The organism is Pseudomonas sp. F-14 TE3623 (assembly GCF_053629015.1).
In genome coordinates, this window is the sequence record NZ_JBRJHM010000001.1 from 1,757,427 (window position 1) to 1,775,417 (window position 17,991).

Genomic DNA, 17,991 nt, shown 5'->3' on the forward strand with positions numbered 1-17,991 from the left:
GATTCAGATATGCAGTGCAGGATGAGTCAGACGATGTTGCTGAAGGATGTACTGACGCAGACGTTCGGTTTCGTCCGTGTCGCTCTGGCTCAATTCATAGGCGTAGAAACCCTGCTCGGTTTCACGCTCGAAGGTGCCGCGCAACGCAATCCGCTCATAACCTGACGGGCTGAACCACAACGCGAAGTGTTTTGGCGCCTTGGTCTTGTTGCGAACCTCCAGCAATACCCCTTTGAACGATATTTCGTGCACCCACATCGTGCCGGGTTGCCCCTTGGCATTTTCCAGCGCCACCGGTTCTTCGAGCGCCAGGCGCCATGGCCGAATCATCGGCCCGTCTTCATAGATACTGGGGACGCCGAGGCGTAGATGCATTGCGTGAAACTCATCTTCCACCAGGTGCAGCGGGAAGGTTATTTGCTGATTTTCGAAATTGGCCTGGATGGTGACTTGCTCATGAGCGGCCAAGCGTGTGAGCAAGTCACGAATCTGCGAACCTCCGTTGACGAGCAGACTCGACGTCGCATCCCGCACATTGAGTTGCGGGTTGTGTTGCATGTTCTGGATAAAATCCAGCTCATCCTGGGTCAGGAGTGCGTCGCGCTGCATGATTTGCTCGAAAGAAATAATTACAAAGTCATCGGTGATTGTAGTAAATGACCACTAATTCGCAGATTGGTTTGAGCCGTTCGTCGTTTTGAGTGCGGCAATTTCCGCTTGTGCCTCGGCCAACTGCGCTTCCAGCTGCGCGACTCGCTGCTGCGTCTTGACCTGAACCGTGACGTCTTTCTGTACCCCGACGAAATAGGTCTGTCCGTCGTGCGGGTTTTTTACCGTGGAAAGCGACAGTTCGTTCCAGAACGGGGTGCCGTCCTTGCGGTAATTCCTGAGGATTTCCCGGCAGGAGCCGCCGCTGTCCAACGCCTGCCGAATCAAGGCAAGGGCTGCCTGATCCCGGTCTCCTGCCTGCAAAAAACGGCAATCCTGATAGAGGATTTCTTCGCTGGTATAACCCGTCAGGCGTTCGAATGCCGGGTTTACGTAAATCAGGATGTTGTCCTGCTCGCCTTCCTTTTCGGCAATCACAATGCCGTCGTTGGAAGCGTCGATCGCCATTTGCAGCAGAGAGGCGTTGATCATCGCAGAGTCCTTTGCGTATTGATTGATACGCTGCATTCTAAAAGATCAATGAGGGCGGTGCTGTTAATATCTCCTACTTTTATTTAGATTCAGGATCAGATTGATGAAAGTCGCCATCCTTTCCGGCTCGGTGTACGGCACGGCTGAAGAAGTCGCCCGCCACGCAGCAAGCATTTTGAACGCCGCCGGTTTTGAAACCTGGCACAACCCGCGCGCGACACTCGCCGATGTTCAGGCGTTTGGCCCCGAAGCATTTCTGGCGGTGACCTCGACCACCGGCATGGGCGAGTTGCCGGACAATCTGCAGCCGTTGTATTTCGCCATCCGCGATCAATTGCCCGCCGCCTGGCGTGGCTTGCCGGGTGCGGTGATCGGTTTGGGCGACTCCAGTTATGGCGATACGTTCTGCGGCGGCGGTGAGCAAATGCGTGAATTGTTTGGCGAACTGGGCGTGCACGAAGTCCTGCCGATGCTGCGCCTGGACGCCAGCGAAACCGTGACGCCGGAAACCGACGCCGAGCCTTGGCTGGCGGAACTGGTCAACGTTTTGCGGAGCTGACCGGCCGCTCGCGCCTTTATTGGCGGCGATGCTTTGACATGGATCCAGACTCACCCGCGCACTGACTCGCTCGGCCATCAAGCTGGCTGCCAATGCAACTACACGAAGTCCGGGGGCTGACTAGACTGCTGTAACGCAGCAAAAAACAATAAAAACCCAGAAAAATAAAAAAGAGAATCCTTGCCGTGAGCGTAGCCCCCGTCCAATCGCCACACAGCATCAAAGACAAAGTCAGTGCCGCCGAATGGCAGACCCGCATCGATCTGGCCGCCTGTTATCGCCTGGTCGCCTTGCACGGCTGGGACGATCTCATTTTCACGCATATTTCCGCCAAGGTGCCGGGCACTGAAGACTTTCTGATCAATCCGTTTGGGCTGATGTTCCATGAAATGACTGCGTCGAGCCTGGTCAAGGTCGATCAGGCCGGCAACAAGTTGATGGACAGCCCTTACGAGATCAACCCGGCGGGATACACCATCCACAGCGCCGTGCATGAAGTCCGTCATGACGTCGCGTGTGTACTGCACACCCACACCGCGGCGGGGGTGGCGGTATCGGCACAGACGCAGGGCATCTTGCCGATCAGTCAGCAGTCCTTGTTCGTCCTTTCCAGCCTGGCTTATCACGCCTATGAAGGTGTTGCGCTGAACCATGAAGAAAAGGCGCGGCTGCAAGCCGATCTTGGCGAAAACAATTTCCTGATGCTGCACAACCACGGTCTGCTGACCTGTGGCGGCACCATCGCCGACACGTTCCTGATGATGTTTACCTTTCAGCGCGCCTGCGAGATTCAAGTGCTGGCGCAGAACGGTGGCGCTGAGCTGATCGCCATCGAACCGCAGATTCTGGCGGGCGCCAAGGCGATGATCGCCGGTGTCACCAAAAGTGCTCAAGGGATGGGCGGCGCGCTGGCCTGGCCGGCGCTGCTGCGCAAACTCGATAAACAAGACCCGGGTTATAAACTCTAAATGGCCCTCGCCGAGATTCCACTGTGTGTCTGGCGCAAACGCGGCCAGACGTTCGTATTCCGCGCTCAGACCCTGCGCTATTGGACCGCTGGGCAGGGCGAGCCGCTGTTGCTGATCCATGGCTTTCCGACCGCCAGCTGGGACTGGCATTACCTGTGGCAGCCGCTGGCGCAGCGCTATCGGGTGATTGCCTGCGACATGCTCGGCTTCGGCGATTCGGCCAAACCGGTGAACCACGGCTACAGCCTGCTGGAACAGGCCGATCTGCAACAGGCCTTACTGGCGCATTTGAACGTTGAACAACCCGTTCACGTGTTGGCACACGATTATGGCGACAGCGTGGCCCAGGAACTGCTGGCCCGGCACTATGAAACGCGCGCTGATATTGCCAGTTGCGTGTTTCTCAATGGCGGGCTGTTTCCCGAAACCCATCGCCCGGTGTTGATGCAAAAACTCCTGCTCAGCCCCTTGGGCTGGATGATCGGGCGAGCCTTTACCCGAGACGCTCTGGTGAAGAGTTTCCAGCAGGTGTTCGGTCCGCAGACCCGGCCCACCGAAAGTGAACTGGATGATTTCTGGAGCTTGGTCGACAACAATCGCGGGCAACGGATCATGCACAAATTGATCAGTTACATCCCGCAGCGCCGTGTCCAGCGTGAGCGTTGGGTCAGCGCCATGCAGCGCGGCGAGGTGCCGCTACGGGTCATCGATGGCGAGGTCGATCCGGTGTCCGGCGCACATATGGTGGCGCGCTATCGGCAACTGATTCCCGACCCGGACACGGTCTTGCTGCCAGAGATTGGCCATTATCCGCAGATTGAAGCGCCGGTTCAGGTGCTCAAGCACTATCTGGAGTTTCGCGACCGGCTGGTTTCACCACCGCTCAAAGTGGCGTGTTCCTGATTATCCCGCTGCCTTATCGCGCACCATTCAGCCGCCCCCGTGTTTATTGTGACCGGCAGCCCCGTGGCTGACACTCGCACTCATTGTCCCTTGGCCTGCTGGAGTTCCCCATGAATGAGTCTGTGCGCTTCGAAGATAAAGTGGTGATCGTCACCGGTGCGGGCGGTGGCTTGGGGCGGGCGCACGCGCTGCTGTTCGCAAAGCAGGGCGCCAAAGTGCTGGTCAATGATCTCGGCGGTTCGGCTCAAGGCGAAGGCGCCAATGCATCGGCTGCCGATCGTGTGGTAGCGGAGATTCGTGAAGCGGGCGGTACCGCCGAGGCGAACCATGACTCCGTCACCGACGGTGACAAAATCGTCCAGAATGCCCTCGACACATTCGGTCGTGTCGATGTTGTGGTGAACAATGCCGGTATTCTGCGGGACAAGACCTTTCACAAAATGGACGACAGCGACTGGGACCTGGTTTACCGCGTCCACGTCGAGGGCGCCTACAAGGTCACCCGCGCTGCCTGGCCGCACATGCGTGAGCAAAACTACGGTCGTGTGATCTTCACCGCGTCGACTTCGGGCATCTACGGCAATTTCGGTCAGTCCAACTACGGCATGGCCAAACTCGGCCTCTACGGCCTGACCCGCACACTGGCCATCGAAGGCCGCAAGCACAACATCCTGGTCAACGCCATCGCCCCCACCGGCGGCACCCGCATGACCGAAGGCCTGATCCCGCCACAAGTGTTCGAACAACTCAAACCGGAACTGGTCAGCCCGCTGGTGGTGTACCTGGCCAGCGAACATTGCCAGGAAACGTCCGGGCTGTTCGAAGTGGGTGGCGGCTGGATGGGCAAGGTGCGCTGGGAGCGCAGCCTGGGCGCCGGGTTTGATCCGCGGGTGGGGTTTTCGCCGGAGGATGTGGCGGCGCATTGGCAGCAGATCTGTGATTTCGAAGGCGCGGCGCATCCGAAGGACAATATTGAAGCGCTGAAGGAAATGATGGAGAACTTGCAGAGGTATTCCATCTGATTGCGCCACATCTGGCGGGGCTTGCCTGAGCTCTGCCATCTCCTCTCGATGACTCCCTGCCTGAAAACCTTTCGCCCATAAAAAAGGCCGCTGCAAACGCAGCGGCCAAAGTAAGACGTTGGATCAAGGAGCAACAAATCAACGTCAGTGAACACGGGGCGATGAGTCGAAAAAATATGCTTCAAATCATCTGGATTCTGTCGCCAACGGGGTGGTCTATCAATCCCCGTCGCTTCGTGCTTTCAGGCCGTTTGCCGTGAAAGCCCGGCAAGAATAAGGGCTTGAGCGCAAAGGAAAAATAGCGATTCCAGACATGCACTGTTGCAGTCTGAGCAACAGTCTTTGGCTGAACCCTGTAGCAGCCTTCGGCATCTGCCACATGCCCGATTCAACCCGCGTCCCATGCGTTGCGCTGATAACCCTCCATCCAGCCCATCCATACCCCGCGCAAACCCCCGTCCTATGCGGGCATTCATCCTTTGGAGGTACAACGCGAATACCTCCTTGGTGCGCTTATCGCTCCCGGCGTGCGGCAGTAGGGTGAGGCCTTCTGTCACTCACCGGGGAAGACGCATGACAAAAACAACAATGCGCGCCATCTTCAAACCGCAAGCGCTGGCCGCTGCGGTGGCCTTGGGCTGCTGTGCTCAGGCGCAGGCTGTTTCATTCAACATCGGCGAAATCGAGGGGCAGTTCGATTCCTCGTTGTCGGTCGGCGCGAGCTGGGGCATGCGCGATGCCGACAAGTCACTGGTGGGCACCGTCAACGGCGGCACTGGCCAGTCTTCGACCGGTGATGACGGACGCCTGAACTTCAAGAAAGGCGAGACCTTCTCCAAGATCTTCAAAGGTATCCACGACCTCGAGTTGAAGTACGGCGACACGGGCGTGTTCGTTCGTGGCAAGTACTGGTACGACTTCGAGCTGAAGGATGAAGACCGCGAGTTCAAGCAGATCAGCGACAGCGGTCGCAAGGAAGGCGCCAAGTCTTCGGGCGCGCAGATCCTCGATGCATTCGTCTATCACAATTATTCGATTGCCGATCTGCCGGGCACCGTGCGCGCCGGCAAGCAGGTGGTCAGCTGGGGTGAAAGCACCTTCATCGGCAACTCGATCAACAGCATTAACCCGGTCGACGTTTCCGCGTTCCGTCGTCCTGGCGCCGAGATCAAGGAAGGCCTGATTCCGGTGAACATGTTGTTCGCCTCCCAGGGCCTGACCGATCAGCTCACGGTGGAAGGCTTCTACCAACTGGAGTGGGATCAGACGGTTCTCGACAACTGCGGCACCTTCTTTGGCGTCGACGTGGCGGCGGACGGCTGCAACAACGGCTACACCGTCGGCAGCCCGGCGATTGCCCCGTTGGCGCCGCTCGCGGCAGCCTTTGGCCAACCTATCCAGGTCAGCCGTGAAGGTGTGATCGTGCCCCGTGGCGGCGACCGCGATGCCCGGGATTCGGGGCAGTGGGGCACAGCCTTGCGCTGGCTCGGTGACGACACCGAATACGGCCTCTACTTCATGAATTACCACAGTCGCACACCGACCGTCGGCACCACCACCGCCGGGCTGTCGACACTGGCCAGGCTGCCGGGCATGATCAGCGCCGCCAACCGTCTGGCTCCGGGCAGCGGCTCGGGCCTGGCCCAAAGCGTGATGCTCGGGCGCGGTCAGTATTACCTCGAATACCCGGAAGACATTCGTCTGTACGGTGCGAGCTTCTCCACCACGTTGCCCACCGGCACTGCCTGGACCGGCGAAATCAGCTACCGGCCCAACGCTCCGGTGCAGGTCAACACCAACGACCTGACCCTGGCGTTGCTTAACCCGATCGCCGGCGGTGCCGCATCGCCTGTCGCGACCCGGCCAGGTGCCGACAACACCGGTTATCGCCGCAAGGAAGTGACTCAGGTCCAAAGCACTCTGACGCACTTCTTCGATCAAGTGCTGGGCGCCCAACGCCTGACCCTGGTCGGTGAAGCAGCGGTGGTACGAGTCGGTGGTCTGGAGTCGCGGAGCAAACTGCGTTATGGCCGGGATTCGGTCTACGGCCAGTACGGTTTCGGTGGCGATACCGACGGCTTCGTCACCTCGACTTCCTGGGGCTACCGCGCCCGGGCGATTCTCGACTACGCCAACGTGATCGGCGGGATCAATCTCAAACCCAACCTGTCCTGGTCCCATGACGTCGCCGGCTACGGTCCCAACGGGCTGTTCAACGAAGGCGCCAAGGCGGTCAGCGTCGGTGTCGATGCCGATTACCGCAACACCTATACCGCGAGCCTCAGTTACACCGACTTCTTCGGCGGTGACTACAACGTTCTGGAAGACCGTGACTTCCTGGCGCTGAGCTTCGGTGTGAACTTCTGATCTGGCTGAGAAGGATGATGTTAATGCGCAAGATGATTCTGCAATGCGGCGCCCTGGCCCTGAGCCTGCTGGCCGCTAACGTGATGGCGGCGGTCTCGCCGGAAGAAGCCAACAAGCTTGGCACCACACTCACGCCATTGGGCGCCGAGAAAGCCGGCAACGCCGACGGCTCGATCCCGGCCTGGACCGGTGGCATCCCGAAAAACGCTGGCGCGGTCGACAGCAAAGGCTTCCTGGCTGACCCGTTCGCCAGCGAAAAATCGTTGTTCACCATCACCGCCGCGACTGTTGATAAGTACAAGGACAAGCTTTCGGATGGCCAGGTGGCGATGTTCAAGCGCTACCCGGAAACTTACAAGATCCCGGTCTATCCGACCCATCGCACCGTGGGCCTGCCGCCGGAAATCTACGAGTCGGCCAAGCGCAGCGCGCTGAATGTGAACAGCATCAACGACGGTAACGGCCTGGCCAATTTCACCGGCAATCGCTATTACGCATTCCCGATTCCGAAGAACGGCGTCGAGGTGCTGTGGAACCACATCACCCGTTATCACGGCGGCAACCTGCGACGCATCATCACCCAGGTGACCCCACAGACCAACGGCAGCTACACGCCGATCCGTTTCGAGGAAGAGATCGCCGTACCGCAATTGATGAAGGATCTGGATCCGGAAAAAGGCGCCAACGTACTGACCTTCTTCAAACAATCGGTGACCGCGCCGGCGCGCTTGGCGGGCAACGTATTGTTGGTGCATGAAACCCTCGATCAGGTGAAAGAGCCGCGTCTGGCGTGGATCTACAACGCCGGTCAACGTCGAGTGCGACGCGCACCGCAAGTGGCCTACGACGGACCGGGCACCGCCGCCGATGGTTTGCGCACGTCGGATAACTTCGACATGTTCTCCGGCGCGCCTGATCGCTACGACTGGAAACTGGTCGGCAAAAAGGAAATGTACATTCCCTACAACAGCTACAAACTCGACTCGCCGAGCCTCAAGTACGATGACGTGGTGAAGGCCGGGCATATCAACCAGGACCTGACCCGCTACGAGCTGCATCGGGTCTGGGAAGTGGTCGGCACGGTCAAGTCGAGCGAGCGGCACATCTACGCCAAGCGCCACATGTACCTCGACGAAGACAGCTGGCAAGTGGCGCTGGCGGATCACTACGATGGTCGCGGCCAACTGTGGCGAGTGGCCGAAGGTCACGCCCAGTATTACTACGATCACCAGACTCCGGCCTACACCCTGGAGGCGCTCTACGACATCATTGCCGGCCGATACATTGCCCTGGGCATGAAGAACGAAGAGAAGCACAGCTTCGAATTCGGCTTCAACGCCAAGTCTGCGGACTACACCCCGTCGGCTCTGCGCGCCGAGGGTGTTCGGTAACGGTTTTGATACATTGGCATCACCAGAGGCGACCTGCGGGTCGCCTTTTTTATGGGAGCCGATCAGCGTCCTGAATACTTCTCAACAAGCGGGTTATAGAGGGCTAGGGTGGCCGGACAATTATAAAAAGGCACGCCGCAATGACCGCCATGACTCCGTGTCTGGACCGTTCTGGATTCCTGCCCCGCCTGTCCTCTCATCACCTGTCGCGGGCCCGTCTGAGTGAGCCGTTACTGGCCTCAACGGCACGGGTGAAATTGCTCTGCGCACCCGCCGGCAGTGGCAAGAGCGCGCTGCTCGCCGAATGCCTGTTGCAGGCGCCAACCCAGTGCCGGGTGCATTGGTTGCCAATGTCTGGCGTGGCGTCGAGCGCGGCGGATTTTCGTCATCGTCTGGCAGAGACACTTGGGCTGGCCTCATCGGATGAAACCGGGTTGCTGGGCTGTCTGGCACGATTGCAGACGCCGACCTGGCTGTTTCTCGATGACTATTGCCGGCTGCCAAACCCGGAGCTGGATCTGCTACTGGATCGCATGCTGGCGATCAGCAGCCCGATGCTGACCTGGTGGCTGGGAGCCCGCCGCCGGCCACCCTGCAACTGGCCAAGGTTGCTGCTCGACGATGAGTTGTACGAGTGCGAGAGCGCTTCGCTGGCTTTTACCTCGGGTGAAGTCGAGCAGATATTGCAGCCTTGGGTACCCGAGCAGGCCAGCAAGGTGGCCAGTCGGATCATCCAGCGCACCGGCGGCTGGTGTGCCGGTGTGCGGATTGCGTTGCTGCAGAAGTGCGACTGGTCGCGTCAGGACAAACCCTTGGGCCGGGCGGACACCTTGCTCGATTACCTTGAGCATGAGTTGTTCAGCTCGCTAACGCCTGAGTTGAGCGAGGCCTGGCGCGTACTGGCCCACTTGCCCCGCTTCAATGCACGGCTGTGCGATCACCTGTTCGGGGCCGGGGAGGGTGCTCAATACTTGCGGACCTTGCAAGCGCTGGGCTGTTTCATCGAACCCTGGCGGGACTCTACCGACTGGCTACAGATTTTCACCCCGTTCACCCAGTTGTTGCGCGATGAGCAATGGCCGGCAGGACGCTCCTGGCATCGGCGTGCCTGCCAGTGGTTCTGTACCGAACAGGACTGGAAGTCAGCCTTTGAACAGGCATTGCTCGCCGAGGAATACGAAGTGGCGGTCAGCCTGCTGCAGCACTTCAGTTTCGAGCATTTGTTCGAGGAGCAGACGGTGGTGCTGTTGTTGCGTTTGCATGAGCAGCAAGGCGAGGAACTGACGCTAGGCAGCCCGCAATTGGTCGGATTGATTACAGCTACGCTGTTATTCGCCGGACGTTTCGAACAGGCGACTGCCTGCATTGCTCATTTGGCGTACTTCACGCCTCAACCCTCGGCGGTGCTTCAGCGTCGATTGATTGCACGCTGGCAGGCCTTGCAGGGTTGGTTGCTGCATTTACAGGGACGAATGGAGACTTCGCGCGCGCACTTCCTTGACGCGTTGAATGCGCTCGATCCCGACTGCTGGACCGCGCGCCTGATGTGTTTGTCCGGTCTGACGCAACAGGCCTTGCTAAGGGGCGAACTCGACGTGGCGCAAGCCCATAACCGCGAGGCGTTGTGCCTGGCGCGGGCGCAAGGTTCGCTGGTGTTCGAGGGCTTGATGGAACTCGATCATGCACAATTGCTGGAGCAGCGGGGAGCTCCGGCCCGCGCCGAGAGCCTGTTGCTCAACGTGCACGAACTGCTCTGCCAGCAAGGGGATCGGCCCACGCCTCTGCTCGGGCGCATCGCCCTGCGACGTGGACGACTGGCGTTATGCATGGGGCAGGAGGAACGGGCCACCGAGTTCTTTCAGCACGGTCTCGACGATTGTCTGCGCAGCCACGACAAACGTGTGCTCTACGGTTTTCTCGGTCAGGCGCAATTGGCGGCCAATCAGGGCGATTACGCCCAGGCCTTTGTTCGCTTGCGCGATGCCGAGCGCTTGATGCAGCAGCGGCAGATTCCGGACACGGTCTACCGAGGAGTGCTGTTGCAGGTCAGTAGTCATTTCTGGTTGCAACAGGGACGTCCCGAACTGGCGCGCGAGGCGTTGAGCCGGGTACTCAAACACTATCGCGGGCCCCGGGCACGACAGGCGCCGCCGGCCACTCTGGAGTTGATTCCACGAATCGAATACCTGCTGATCCTCGCCCGAGTCCGGTTAGCGCCGCAGATGTGTGATGCCACGGCACAGCTTGAGTTTTTGATGACACACGCACAGGCGCGCGGTATGTGGGCGCTCGCCACTGAGTTGCAACTGGCGGTAGCCGAAGCATTGTGGCTCGCCGGCCGTACGGAACAATCCATCGGTATGTTGCAAGAGGGCGTTTGCAGTGTGGAGCGATACCAGGGACAACAGGTGTTGAGAGAGTTGAGACAGCGTCAGGGTGCATTGTTTGAAACCCGGTCTTCTGTTTTGCCAGACGAACTTATCCTGCGTTCAGGTGAAACAGGTGCATTGAGCCAGCGTGAACGACAAGTACTGGAGTTAATAGCACTCGGTCATTCCAATCAACAGATTGCAGATGCCCTGTTCATTTCTTTGCATACTGTTAAAACCCATGCCCGGCGTATTCACGGAAAGTTAGGAGTGGAGCGCAGGACGCAAGCCGTGGCAAAGGCAAAGTTACTTGGGTTGTGCGGATGATTTCAGGGCTTTTTAGGCTGTATTGGTTTTTTTGAATTTTGTGTTTTGAGAGGGTGTTGTTTTACATGTGGTATTGAATGCGAATATTTGGTATTGGATAGGCAGTTTGTTGTTTGTTTGTTCTGGAATAGTTTTAAAGGAGCCAGCGGTAAAGTTGGTTTTTTTAAACTATACAAAGGACAGAAGTTAATATCATGAATACAATTTACTCCGCAGTAAGCGACAGCCGTCCGCAATGGTTTGAGTACGCGAGTGCCGCCGATCAATTACATTACGGCGAACTGGAACAACAGTTGATCGATAGTCGTAACGATCTGGAAAAACAACTCGGGCGCTTCACCAGTCTACAAGTTTATGCCCAGAGCCTGATGAGTCAGGCGCTGCTAATGGAGTTTGGCGCAACCCTTAACCCCGACAACATCACGACCCACTGCCGTTATGTGTTCCAGCAGAACGGTCGAACCTACATTCAGGAGGACAAGCGATCTCTGACCGACTTGCTGCTGCATGGGCTGCATGAGAATGGTCAGCGTGGCCAGATCACTTTCAAGAGCGATGGATTTTTGCCATCGGGCCTAAACCAGCAATGGCTGGAAGAAGTACTTACCACTGACGTACGCGCAGCTTTTGGGGCTGAAATCCGGAGTGTCTACCTGCGAGCAGGTGTGCTGGCGGCCATGAACAATGTCACTCGTGACCGGCTTTTACTGAGTGCATTTGCCGCGAAGCTCCAGGGACATCTCAACGACGATAACCTGCAACTTATTCGACGTGCTGTAGCCGGAGACACGAGCCTGTCGCTGGCGCCTTTGCAGTTGCGTGAAGACACCCGTCCACTTTGTGATGTGGTCGTCGTCGGCCCTCTTGATGGCTATTCGGACGATTGGTTTTTGTACGCGCCGGGAGCGCCCGGTGGTCAGGACTGGCACCGCTTTGCAACCTTCAGGGTGCTGGATCTATCTCTCAGCGCCTGGACGGCGACGGAACAAGGTCGAGATTATCTGGTATGGCAGACTCACGCGCTGGAACGGGAAGAGATTGGTGGTTACCTGAAAACAATCCCGCCACGACCCAACAATTGGCGCGGCGCCAGGCTGGCACCTTCTTTCTATCAAGGAGAGGAAGTGCTGAAGAGTATTGTTTTCAATCATCGGGCATGGCTGGTTGCGCAAGAAGAAAGTCTGACACCCTATGGTTATCGCATTGCCTCCGATGAACAGCGTCAGCGCTTTACGCGACTCAATTGCGAACTCAAGGCTCTGAAAACCCTTGAGGTGCGCCAGGGCGGGTTCATTTCCTACGAGCGGTTTTGCTTCGACCTGATCAAGCAACGAGTCGAACAAGTATTACTGCAACGAGGTGAAAGTTTAGCGGTCAACCCTGACCGGATTTATGTGCAAATCAGTCAGGAACAACAGATGACACTGACTGAACTGATCGTTCGTGAAGTGCATTTTGAAGCCAGCGGCATCGGTCAGCCTCTTTATCCACGCTTCACGTGGGCGACCGACCATCCGGATATCAGAACGCTTGATATCCGCGATATTTCCAGTTGGTCGAAAACATTGCGCCCCGGTGAGAAGTACATCGACATGTTGCGTTCGGTTTATCTCAACCGCTCCAATCCCGAAGGACTGTTAAAGCGAGAGATTTGCATAGGTGCAATGCGTCGCCAGATGACCGTGTCACTCATGCAAGCGGCTTTCACAGGGCGCATACCACCACAGCATGTCATCGAACTCGAGAAGGTTATCGTGGCGTTCGATTCGATGCAGCCGACCAGTCCCGTCGGTGAAGCGCCTGGCGATGTGCGCCACAGTGTCTTGTTCAAGCTCTTTCTCCGGGATCGTCTGGTGGTGGGGGTATTCGTGTTCAGGCTGCTTGTGGCCGGGAAAGTCGAAGAATACCTGTATACCCCGAATGCACCGGATGGCTGCGAACTGCGTCCCTTCAAGGATTTTGTACCCGCCGTGAAAACCCGGGGCATTGGTGACTATCTGTATGATCGAGTGTTCGCGAAGTACCAGCCGCAGGTTGGTACCTATCTGACAGATCTTGAGCAGTTGGCCAACTTCACAGAAGCGCCAGCTCTGGTGCGCAACAGTCGCGTCACCGATCTGAACGACTGCTACAACGACGTGGTGTACAAGATCATTTCTGATGTCGATGAGGCCACCCAAAGCCTCGGCGAAATCATTGGCGGCCTGGTGTACGACGCTGTCGTGACGGCAGTCAGCGTGATCAGCATCGTCTTTGCGCCTGTGGGTATTGCATTGAGTGCCGCGTTGCTGACCCAGAATTTGGTGCAGGGGGTCGCGGCCTACTCCGAGGGTGACCGGGCAAAAGCCATGGGGCATTTCAAGGAAGCGTTGATTGAACTGGCGTCGCTGGGCAAGGCCGGGATAGGTGGAGCGGGAGCCAGTCAGGTGCAGAAAAATCTCATTGACTTGCTGGGTGATGCGCGAGAGGTCGAAAAATTGTACAGCGCGGCCACAGGCCAACCAGGCTTGGAGGAGCGGGCGCTCGAGGCGATCAAAGAGATCCTGGCCGATCCTGGAAGCTCTGTCAGCAAAACCACCCTTGTGTAATAGCCAAGGCTGGCCGTTGCTTCCAGATCCCGCTCAGCGGTTGAAGTCTTCAGATTGATACCCCATCCGCCAACTCACGGCCCGGGTCGCCGCCAGCAAGCGCTGCGCCGCCGGGCCGTTTTCATCGGCATGGAACAACGAGGTCGGGCCGACGATGGTCATCACCGCCGCCACCTGTCCGACCGCATTGAACACCGGCGCCGACAACGCATCCACGCCGGGCATCAGCAAGCCGTGAACATGGTGCAAGCCGCGTTCACGGATCTGTTCGCACAATGTGCTGTAAGCCTGCTCATCGGCCAACGGATGAACGTCGACGGCGCGAACTTCGAAATCGCGCAACTCATCGGTTTCGCGGTGGGGCAAGTAGGCACTGAACACCAACCCTGTCGACGAGCTGAGCAACGGTAAAACCGAGCCCAATTGCGTGACCACTGTCACCGCGCGCACCGCAGGTTCAATGTGCACCACCGTCGCGCCTTGGTTGCCCCACACCGCTATAAAGCAGGTCTCACTCAGCTCATCACGCAACTCGGCCAAGGGCAGGGCGGCGACTTTCAGCACGTCCATACTGTTCAAAGCAGCCAGGCCGACTCGAAGCGCTTCACGGCCGAGGCCGTAGTGGTTGGTGGCGGGGTTCTGCTCGGCAAAACCGCTGGCGATCAGCGCCTGCAAATAGCGGTGAACCTTGCTCGCCGGCATCTGCACGTGTTCGGCCAGGCGCGACAGCGAGGTCGACGGCGACAACTCGGCAAGCGCCTTGAGGATGTCGGTACCGACTTCGGCCGAGCGGACTTTCTGTTTACCGTTGCTTTCGCTGGTCATGAGGCGGTGTGATCCCGGGACGAATGGGCGTCTTTATAGCTTGACGGTCAATACCAATCAAATTACGTTATGCGTAATCTAATTACGATAAAAATAACCCAGGCGTGCCAAGACCTCTTCAGCAGAGTGACAGGCCATTGCCTACTCCCGTTCAGGAGGCTCCATGAACCTCGATTCAACGGCGCCAGCGCTGGCTTATCAGTCAGGCTTTGGCAACGAATTCAGCAGCGAAGCATTGCCCGGCGCACTGCCCGTCGGCCAGAACTCCCCGCAAAAAGCCCCTTACGGCCTGTACACCGAACTGTTCTCCGGTACGGCCTTTACCATGGCTCGCAGCGAAGCACGACGGACCTGGATGTACCGCATTCAGCCGTCAGCCAATCACCCGGCATTCGTCAAACTGGATCGGCAACTGGCCGGCGGCCCATTGGATGAAGTAACCCCCAATCGCCTGCGCTGGAACCCGTTGGACATTCCGACCGAACCGACCGATTTCATCGACGGGCTGGTGAACATGGCCGCCAACTCGGGCGCGGAAAAACCGGCCGGGATCAGCATTTATAACTACCGCGCCAACCGTTCCATGGAACGCGTGTTCTTCAACGCCGACGGCGAACTGTTGCTGGTGCCGGAACTGGGCCGCTTGCGCATCGCCACTGAACTGGGCGTGCTGGAGCTTGTGCCTCTGGAAATCGCCGTCCTGCCGCGCGGGCTGAAATTTCGCGTCGAACTGCTCGACCCGCAAGCTCGCGGCTACATCGCGGAAAACCATGGCGCCCCTCTGCGCCTGCCGGATCTGGGGCCGATCGGCAGTAATGGCCTGGCTAATCCCCGCGACTTCCTGACGCCAGTGGCCCATTACGAAAACCTCAAGCAACCGACCACCCTGGTGCAGAAATTCCTCGGCCAGTTGTGGGGTTGCGAGCTCGATCATTCGCCGCTGAACGTGGTCGCTTGGCACGGCAATAACGTGCCGTACAAATATGACCTGCGCCGTTTCAACACCATCGGCACGGTCAGTTTCGATCATCCGGATCCGTCGATTTTCACCGTCCTGACCTCGCCAACCAGCGTGCATGGTCTGGCCAACCTCGACTTCGTGATCTTTCCGCCACGCTGGATGGTCGCCGAGAAGACATTCCGTCCGCCGTGGTTCCACCGCAACCTGATGAACGAATTCATGGGCCTGATCCAGGGCGAATACGATGCCAAGGCCGAAGGTTTCGTGCCTGGCGGTGCCTCGTTGCACAGCTGCATGAGCGCTCACGGCCCCGACGGCGAGACCTGCACCAAGGCGATCAACGCTGAACTGGCGCCGGCTAAAATCGATAACACCATGGCCTTCATGTTCGAGACCAGCCAAGTGTTGCGCCCGAGCCGATTCGCCCTGGATTGCCCGCAACTGCAAAACAATTACGATGCTTGCTGGGCCACGCTGCCCGCCACTTTCGACCCGACCCGGAGATAACCCATGACTCAGACTTCCATCACTCGTAGCTGGGTTGCCTCCGCCAACGGCCACGCGGATTTTCCGCTGCAGAACCTGCCATTAGGCGTGTTCAGCGTGAAGGGCTCCGCGCCGCGCAGTGGTGTGGCGATCGGCGCTCACATTTTTGATCTGGAAGCGGCACTGGATGCCGGCCTGTTCGATGGCATTGCGAAGAAAGCAGTCGAAGCCACCCGTGGCGGCCAGTTGAATGCGTTCTTCGAATTGGGCCGCGAGGCTCGTGTCGCTTTGCGCGAACGTCTGCTGGAACTGTTTGCTGAAGGCAGCACCCTGCACGGCAAGATTGAGGCTCAAGGCGCCAAACTGCTGCCGCTGGCGGCGGATTGCGAAATGCACCTGCCGGCGAAGATCAACGACTACACCGACTTCTATGTCGGCATCGAGCATGCGCAGAATGTCGGCAAACTGTTCCGCCCGGACAACCCATTACTGCCGAACTACAAGTACGTGCCGATTGGTTACCACGGCCGTGCCTCGACCATTCGCCCGTCCGGCACTGACGTTCGCCGTCCGAAAGGCCAGACCCTGCCGGCCGGTCAGACCGAGCCGACATTTGGTCCGTGCGCACGTCTGGACTACGAACTGGAACTGGGTATCTGGATCGGTCAGGGCAACGCGATGGGCGACTCCATCGCCATCGGTGAAGCCGCCGATCACATCGCCGGTTTCTGCCTGCTCAACGACTGGTCGGCGCGGGACATCCAGGCTTGGGAATACCAGCCGCTGGGTCCGTTCCTGTCGAAGAGTTTCATCACCAGCATTTCGCCGTGGGTGGTGACGGCCGAAGCGCTGGAGCCGTTCCGTCGTGCCCAGCCTGCGCGCCCGGAAGGCGATCCGCAGCCGCTGCCGTACCTGTTCGACAAACGTGATCAGGCCGCCGGTGCCTTCGACATCGAACTCGAAGTGCTGCTACTGACCGAATCGATGCGCGAGCAAAATCTGCCAGCCCATCGCCTGACCCTCAGCAACACCCAACACATGTACTGGACCGTTGCACAACTGGTTGCGCACCACAGCGTCAACGGCTGTCAGTTGCAGGCCGGTGATCTGTTCGGTTCGGGCACGCTGTCCGGTCCTGAAAACGGTCAGTTCGGCAGCCTGCTGGAAATCACCGAGGGTGGTAAAAAGCCGATCGAACTGGCGTCGGGCGAGGTGCGTAAGTTCCTCGAGGACGGCGACGAAATCATCCTGCGCGCACGTTGCAGCCGCGAGGGTTTTGCTTCGATCGGTTTCGGCGAATGCCGCGGCAAAGTGCTGCCAGCGCGTTAAGAGGATCGGGACATGGAACTCTATACCTACTACCGTTCGACCTCGTCCTACCGGGTGCGTATCGCACTGGCGCTCAAGGGGCTGGATTACCAGGCGCTGCCGGTCAACCTGATCGCGCCGCAGGGGGGCGAACATCGGCAGCCGGCGTATCTGGGCATCAACCCGCAAGGCCGGGTGCCAGCCTTGCGTACCGATGAAGGCGAGTTGCTGATCCAGTCACCGGCGATCATCGAGTACCTGGAGGAACGTTATCCACAGGTGCCATTGCTGTCCAAAGACCTCGCTGCCCGCGCTCATGAGCGTGGCGTGGCGGCGGTGATCGGTTGCGATGTTCACCCGCTGCACAACGTCAGCGTGCTCAATAAGCTTCGGCAGTTGGGACACGATGAGCCGCAGGTGGTGGAGTGGATCGGTCACTGGATCAGCCAAGGCTTGGCGACGGTGGAGCAATTGATCGGTGACACCGGTTATTGCTTTGGCGATCAACCGGGGCTGGCGGACGTCTATTTGATCCCGCAGTTGTATGCAGCCGAGCGCTTCAATATTTCATTGGAAGCCTACCCGCGAATTCGTCGAGTGGCGGCGCTGGCGGCGACACACCCAGCCTTCTTCCTGGCCCATCCGGCGAATCAGCCCGATACCCCTTAATGGCTTCACATAGACCCAATGTGGGAGCGGGCTTGCTCGCGAAGAACGATAACGCGGTGCGTCAGAAATACCGCGGTGCCTTCTTCGCGAGCAAGCCCGCTCCCACAT

General features: G+C 58.6%; 14 protein-coding genes. 11 read left to right on the top strand and 3 right to left on the bottom strand.

All coding sequences use genetic code 11. The features are described 5' to 3' along the window. Positions 1-3: 3 nt before the first annotated feature. Positions 4-609: a hypothetical protein gene (locus tag AB7M29_RS07865; RefSeq protein WP_052965544.1), complete on the bottom strand. Its 606-nt coding sequence runs from the start codon at positions 607-609 to the stop codon at positions 4-6. A 54-nt stretch (positions 610-663) separates the two neighbouring features. Next, entirely contained in the window at positions 664-1,140 is a 477-nt protein-coding gene (locus AB7M29_RS07870) for a PAS domain-containing protein (RefSeq protein ID WP_454248703.1), read from the bottom strand. A 103-nt stretch (positions 1,141-1,243) separates the two neighbouring features. On the opposite strand from AB7M29_RS07870, the gene AB7M29_RS07875 reads away from it, so the two are divergent. From AB7M29_RS07875 to AB7M29_RS07910, 8 genes are all read left to right on the top strand, one after another. Then, positions 1,244-1,699 (top strand): flavodoxin, encoded by a 456-nt coding sequence (locus tag AB7M29_RS07875; RefSeq protein ID WP_217857665.1) that lies wholly within the window; start codon positions 1,244-1,246, stop codon positions 1,697-1,699. A 185-nt stretch (positions 1,700-1,884) separates the two neighbouring features. After that, positions 1,885-2,667 carry a class II aldolase/adducin family protein gene (locus AB7M29_RS07880; RefSeq protein ID WP_217857666.1) on the top strand — a complete coding sequence of 261 codons (783 nt, stop codon included), beginning with the start codon at positions 1,885-1,887 and terminating at the stop codon, positions 2,665-2,667. Then, positions 2,668-3,570 carry an alpha/beta fold hydrolase gene (locus tag AB7M29_RS07885; RefSeq protein ID WP_454246640.1) on the top strand — a complete coding sequence of 301 codons (903 nt, stop codon included), beginning with the start codon at positions 2,668-2,670 and terminating at the stop codon, positions 3,568-3,570. Positions 3,571-3,680: 110 nt separating this feature from the next. Beyond that, positions 3,681-4,592 carry an SDR family oxidoreductase gene (locus AB7M29_RS07890; protein WP_454246641.1) on the top strand — a complete coding sequence of 304 codons (912 nt, stop codon included), beginning with the start codon at positions 3,681-3,683 and terminating at the stop codon, positions 4,590-4,592. 573 nt (positions 4,593-5,165) lie between these two features. Continuing rightward, positions 5,166-6,959, top strand: coding sequence for a DUF1302 domain-containing protein (locus AB7M29_RS07895; protein ID WP_454246642.1), 1,794 nt, complete (start codon positions 5,166-5,168; stop codon positions 6,957-6,959). A gap of 23 nt (positions 6,960-6,982) precedes the next feature. Beyond that, positions 6,983-8,350: a DUF1329 domain-containing protein gene (locus AB7M29_RS07900; protein WP_454246643.1), complete on the top strand. Its 1,368-nt coding sequence runs from the start codon at positions 6,983-6,985 to the stop codon at positions 8,348-8,350. A gap of 140 nt (positions 8,351-8,490) precedes the next feature. Further along, positions 8,491-11,046: a LuxR C-terminal-related transcriptional regulator gene (locus AB7M29_RS07905; RefSeq protein ID WP_454246644.1), complete on the top strand. Its 2,556-nt coding sequence runs from the start codon at positions 8,491-8,493 to the stop codon at positions 11,044-11,046. A 194-nt stretch (positions 11,047-11,240) separates the two neighbouring features. Further along, a complete protein-coding gene (locus AB7M29_RS07910; RefSeq protein WP_454246645.1) occupies positions 11,241-13,634 on the top strand; it encodes a dermonecrotic toxin domain-containing protein in 2,394 nt (797 codons plus the stop codon). A gap of 33 nt (positions 13,635-13,667) precedes the next feature. Here the strand turns inward: AB7M29_RS07910 and AB7M29_RS07915 are convergent, their stop codons facing one another. Continuing rightward, positions 13,668-14,459, bottom strand: coding sequence for an IclR family transcriptional regulator (locus AB7M29_RS07915; protein ID WP_454246646.1), 792 nt, complete (start codon positions 14,457-14,459; stop codon positions 13,668-13,670). Positions 14,460-14,622: 163 nt separating this feature from the next. Between AB7M29_RS07915 and hmgA the strand changes: the two genes are divergently transcribed. The 3 genes from hmgA to maiA are packed head-to-tail and all read left to right on the top strand — an operon-like array spanning position 14,623 to position 17,883. Beyond that, positions 14,623-15,927 carry a homogentisate 1,2-dioxygenase gene (gene hmgA / locus AB7M29_RS07920; RefSeq protein WP_454246647.1) on the top strand — a complete coding sequence of 435 codons (1,305 nt, stop codon included), beginning with the start codon at positions 14,623-14,625 and terminating at the stop codon, positions 15,925-15,927. A 3-nt stretch (positions 15,928-15,930) separates the two neighbouring features. After that, complete coding sequence (gene fahA, locus AB7M29_RS07925) at positions 15,931-17,235, top strand: fumarylacetoacetase (RefSeq protein WP_454246648.1); 1,305 nt, start codon at positions 15,931-15,933, stop codon at positions 17,233-17,235. Positions 17,236-17,247: 12 nt separating this feature from the next. Then, positions 17,248-17,883, top strand: a complete 636-nt coding sequence (maiA, locus tag AB7M29_RS07930; protein WP_454246649.1) for a maleylacetoacetate isomerase — start codon at positions 17,248-17,250, stop codon at positions 17,881-17,883. Positions 17,884-17,991 lie beyond the last annotated feature (108 nt).

Coding starts and splice junctions, on each gene's coding strand:
- AB7M29_RS07865 (WP_052965544.1), bottom strand. CDS start 609: ATGCAGCGCGACGCACTCCTGACCCAGGATGAGCTGGATTTTATCCAG.
- fahA (WP_454246648.1), top strand. CDS start 15,931: ATGACTCAGACTTCCATCACTCGTAGCTGGGTTGCCTCCGCCAACGGC.
- AB7M29_RS07915 (WP_454246646.1), bottom strand. CDS start 14,459: ATGACCAGCGAAAGCAACGGTAAACAGAAAGTCCGCTCGGCCGAAGTC.
- AB7M29_RS07870 (WP_454248703.1), bottom strand. CDS start 1,140: ATGATCAACGCCTCTCTGCTGCAAATGGCGATCGACGCTTCCAACGAC.
- AB7M29_RS07885 (WP_454246640.1), top strand. CDS start 2,668: ATGGCCCTCGCCGAGATTCCACTGTGTGTCTGGCGCAAACGCGGCCAG.
- AB7M29_RS07910 (WP_454246645.1), top strand. CDS start 11,241: ATGAATACAATTTACTCCGCAGTAAGCGACAGCCGTCCGCAATGGTTT.
- AB7M29_RS07890 (WP_454246641.1), top strand. CDS start 3,681: ATGAATGAGTCTGTGCGCTTCGAAGATAAAGTGGTGATCGTCACCGGT.
- AB7M29_RS07875 (WP_217857665.1), top strand. CDS start 1,244: ATGAAAGTCGCCATCCTTTCCGGCTCGGTGTACGGCACGGCTGAAGAA.
- AB7M29_RS07895 (WP_454246642.1), top strand. CDS start 5,166: ATGACAAAAACAACAATGCGCGCCATCTTCAAACCGCAAGCGCTGGCC.
- AB7M29_RS07905 (WP_454246644.1), top strand. CDS start 8,491: ATGACCGCCATGACTCCGTGTCTGGACCGTTCTGGATTCCTGCCCCGC.
- hmgA (WP_454246647.1), top strand. CDS start 14,623: ATGAACCTCGATTCAACGGCGCCAGCGCTGGCTTATCAGTCAGGCTTT.
- maiA (WP_454246649.1), top strand. CDS start 17,248: ATGGAACTCTATACCTACTACCGTTCGACCTCGTCCTACCGGGTGCGT.
- AB7M29_RS07900 (WP_454246643.1), top strand. CDS start 6,983: ATGCGCAAGATGATTCTGCAATGCGGCGCCCTGGCCCTGAGCCTGCTG.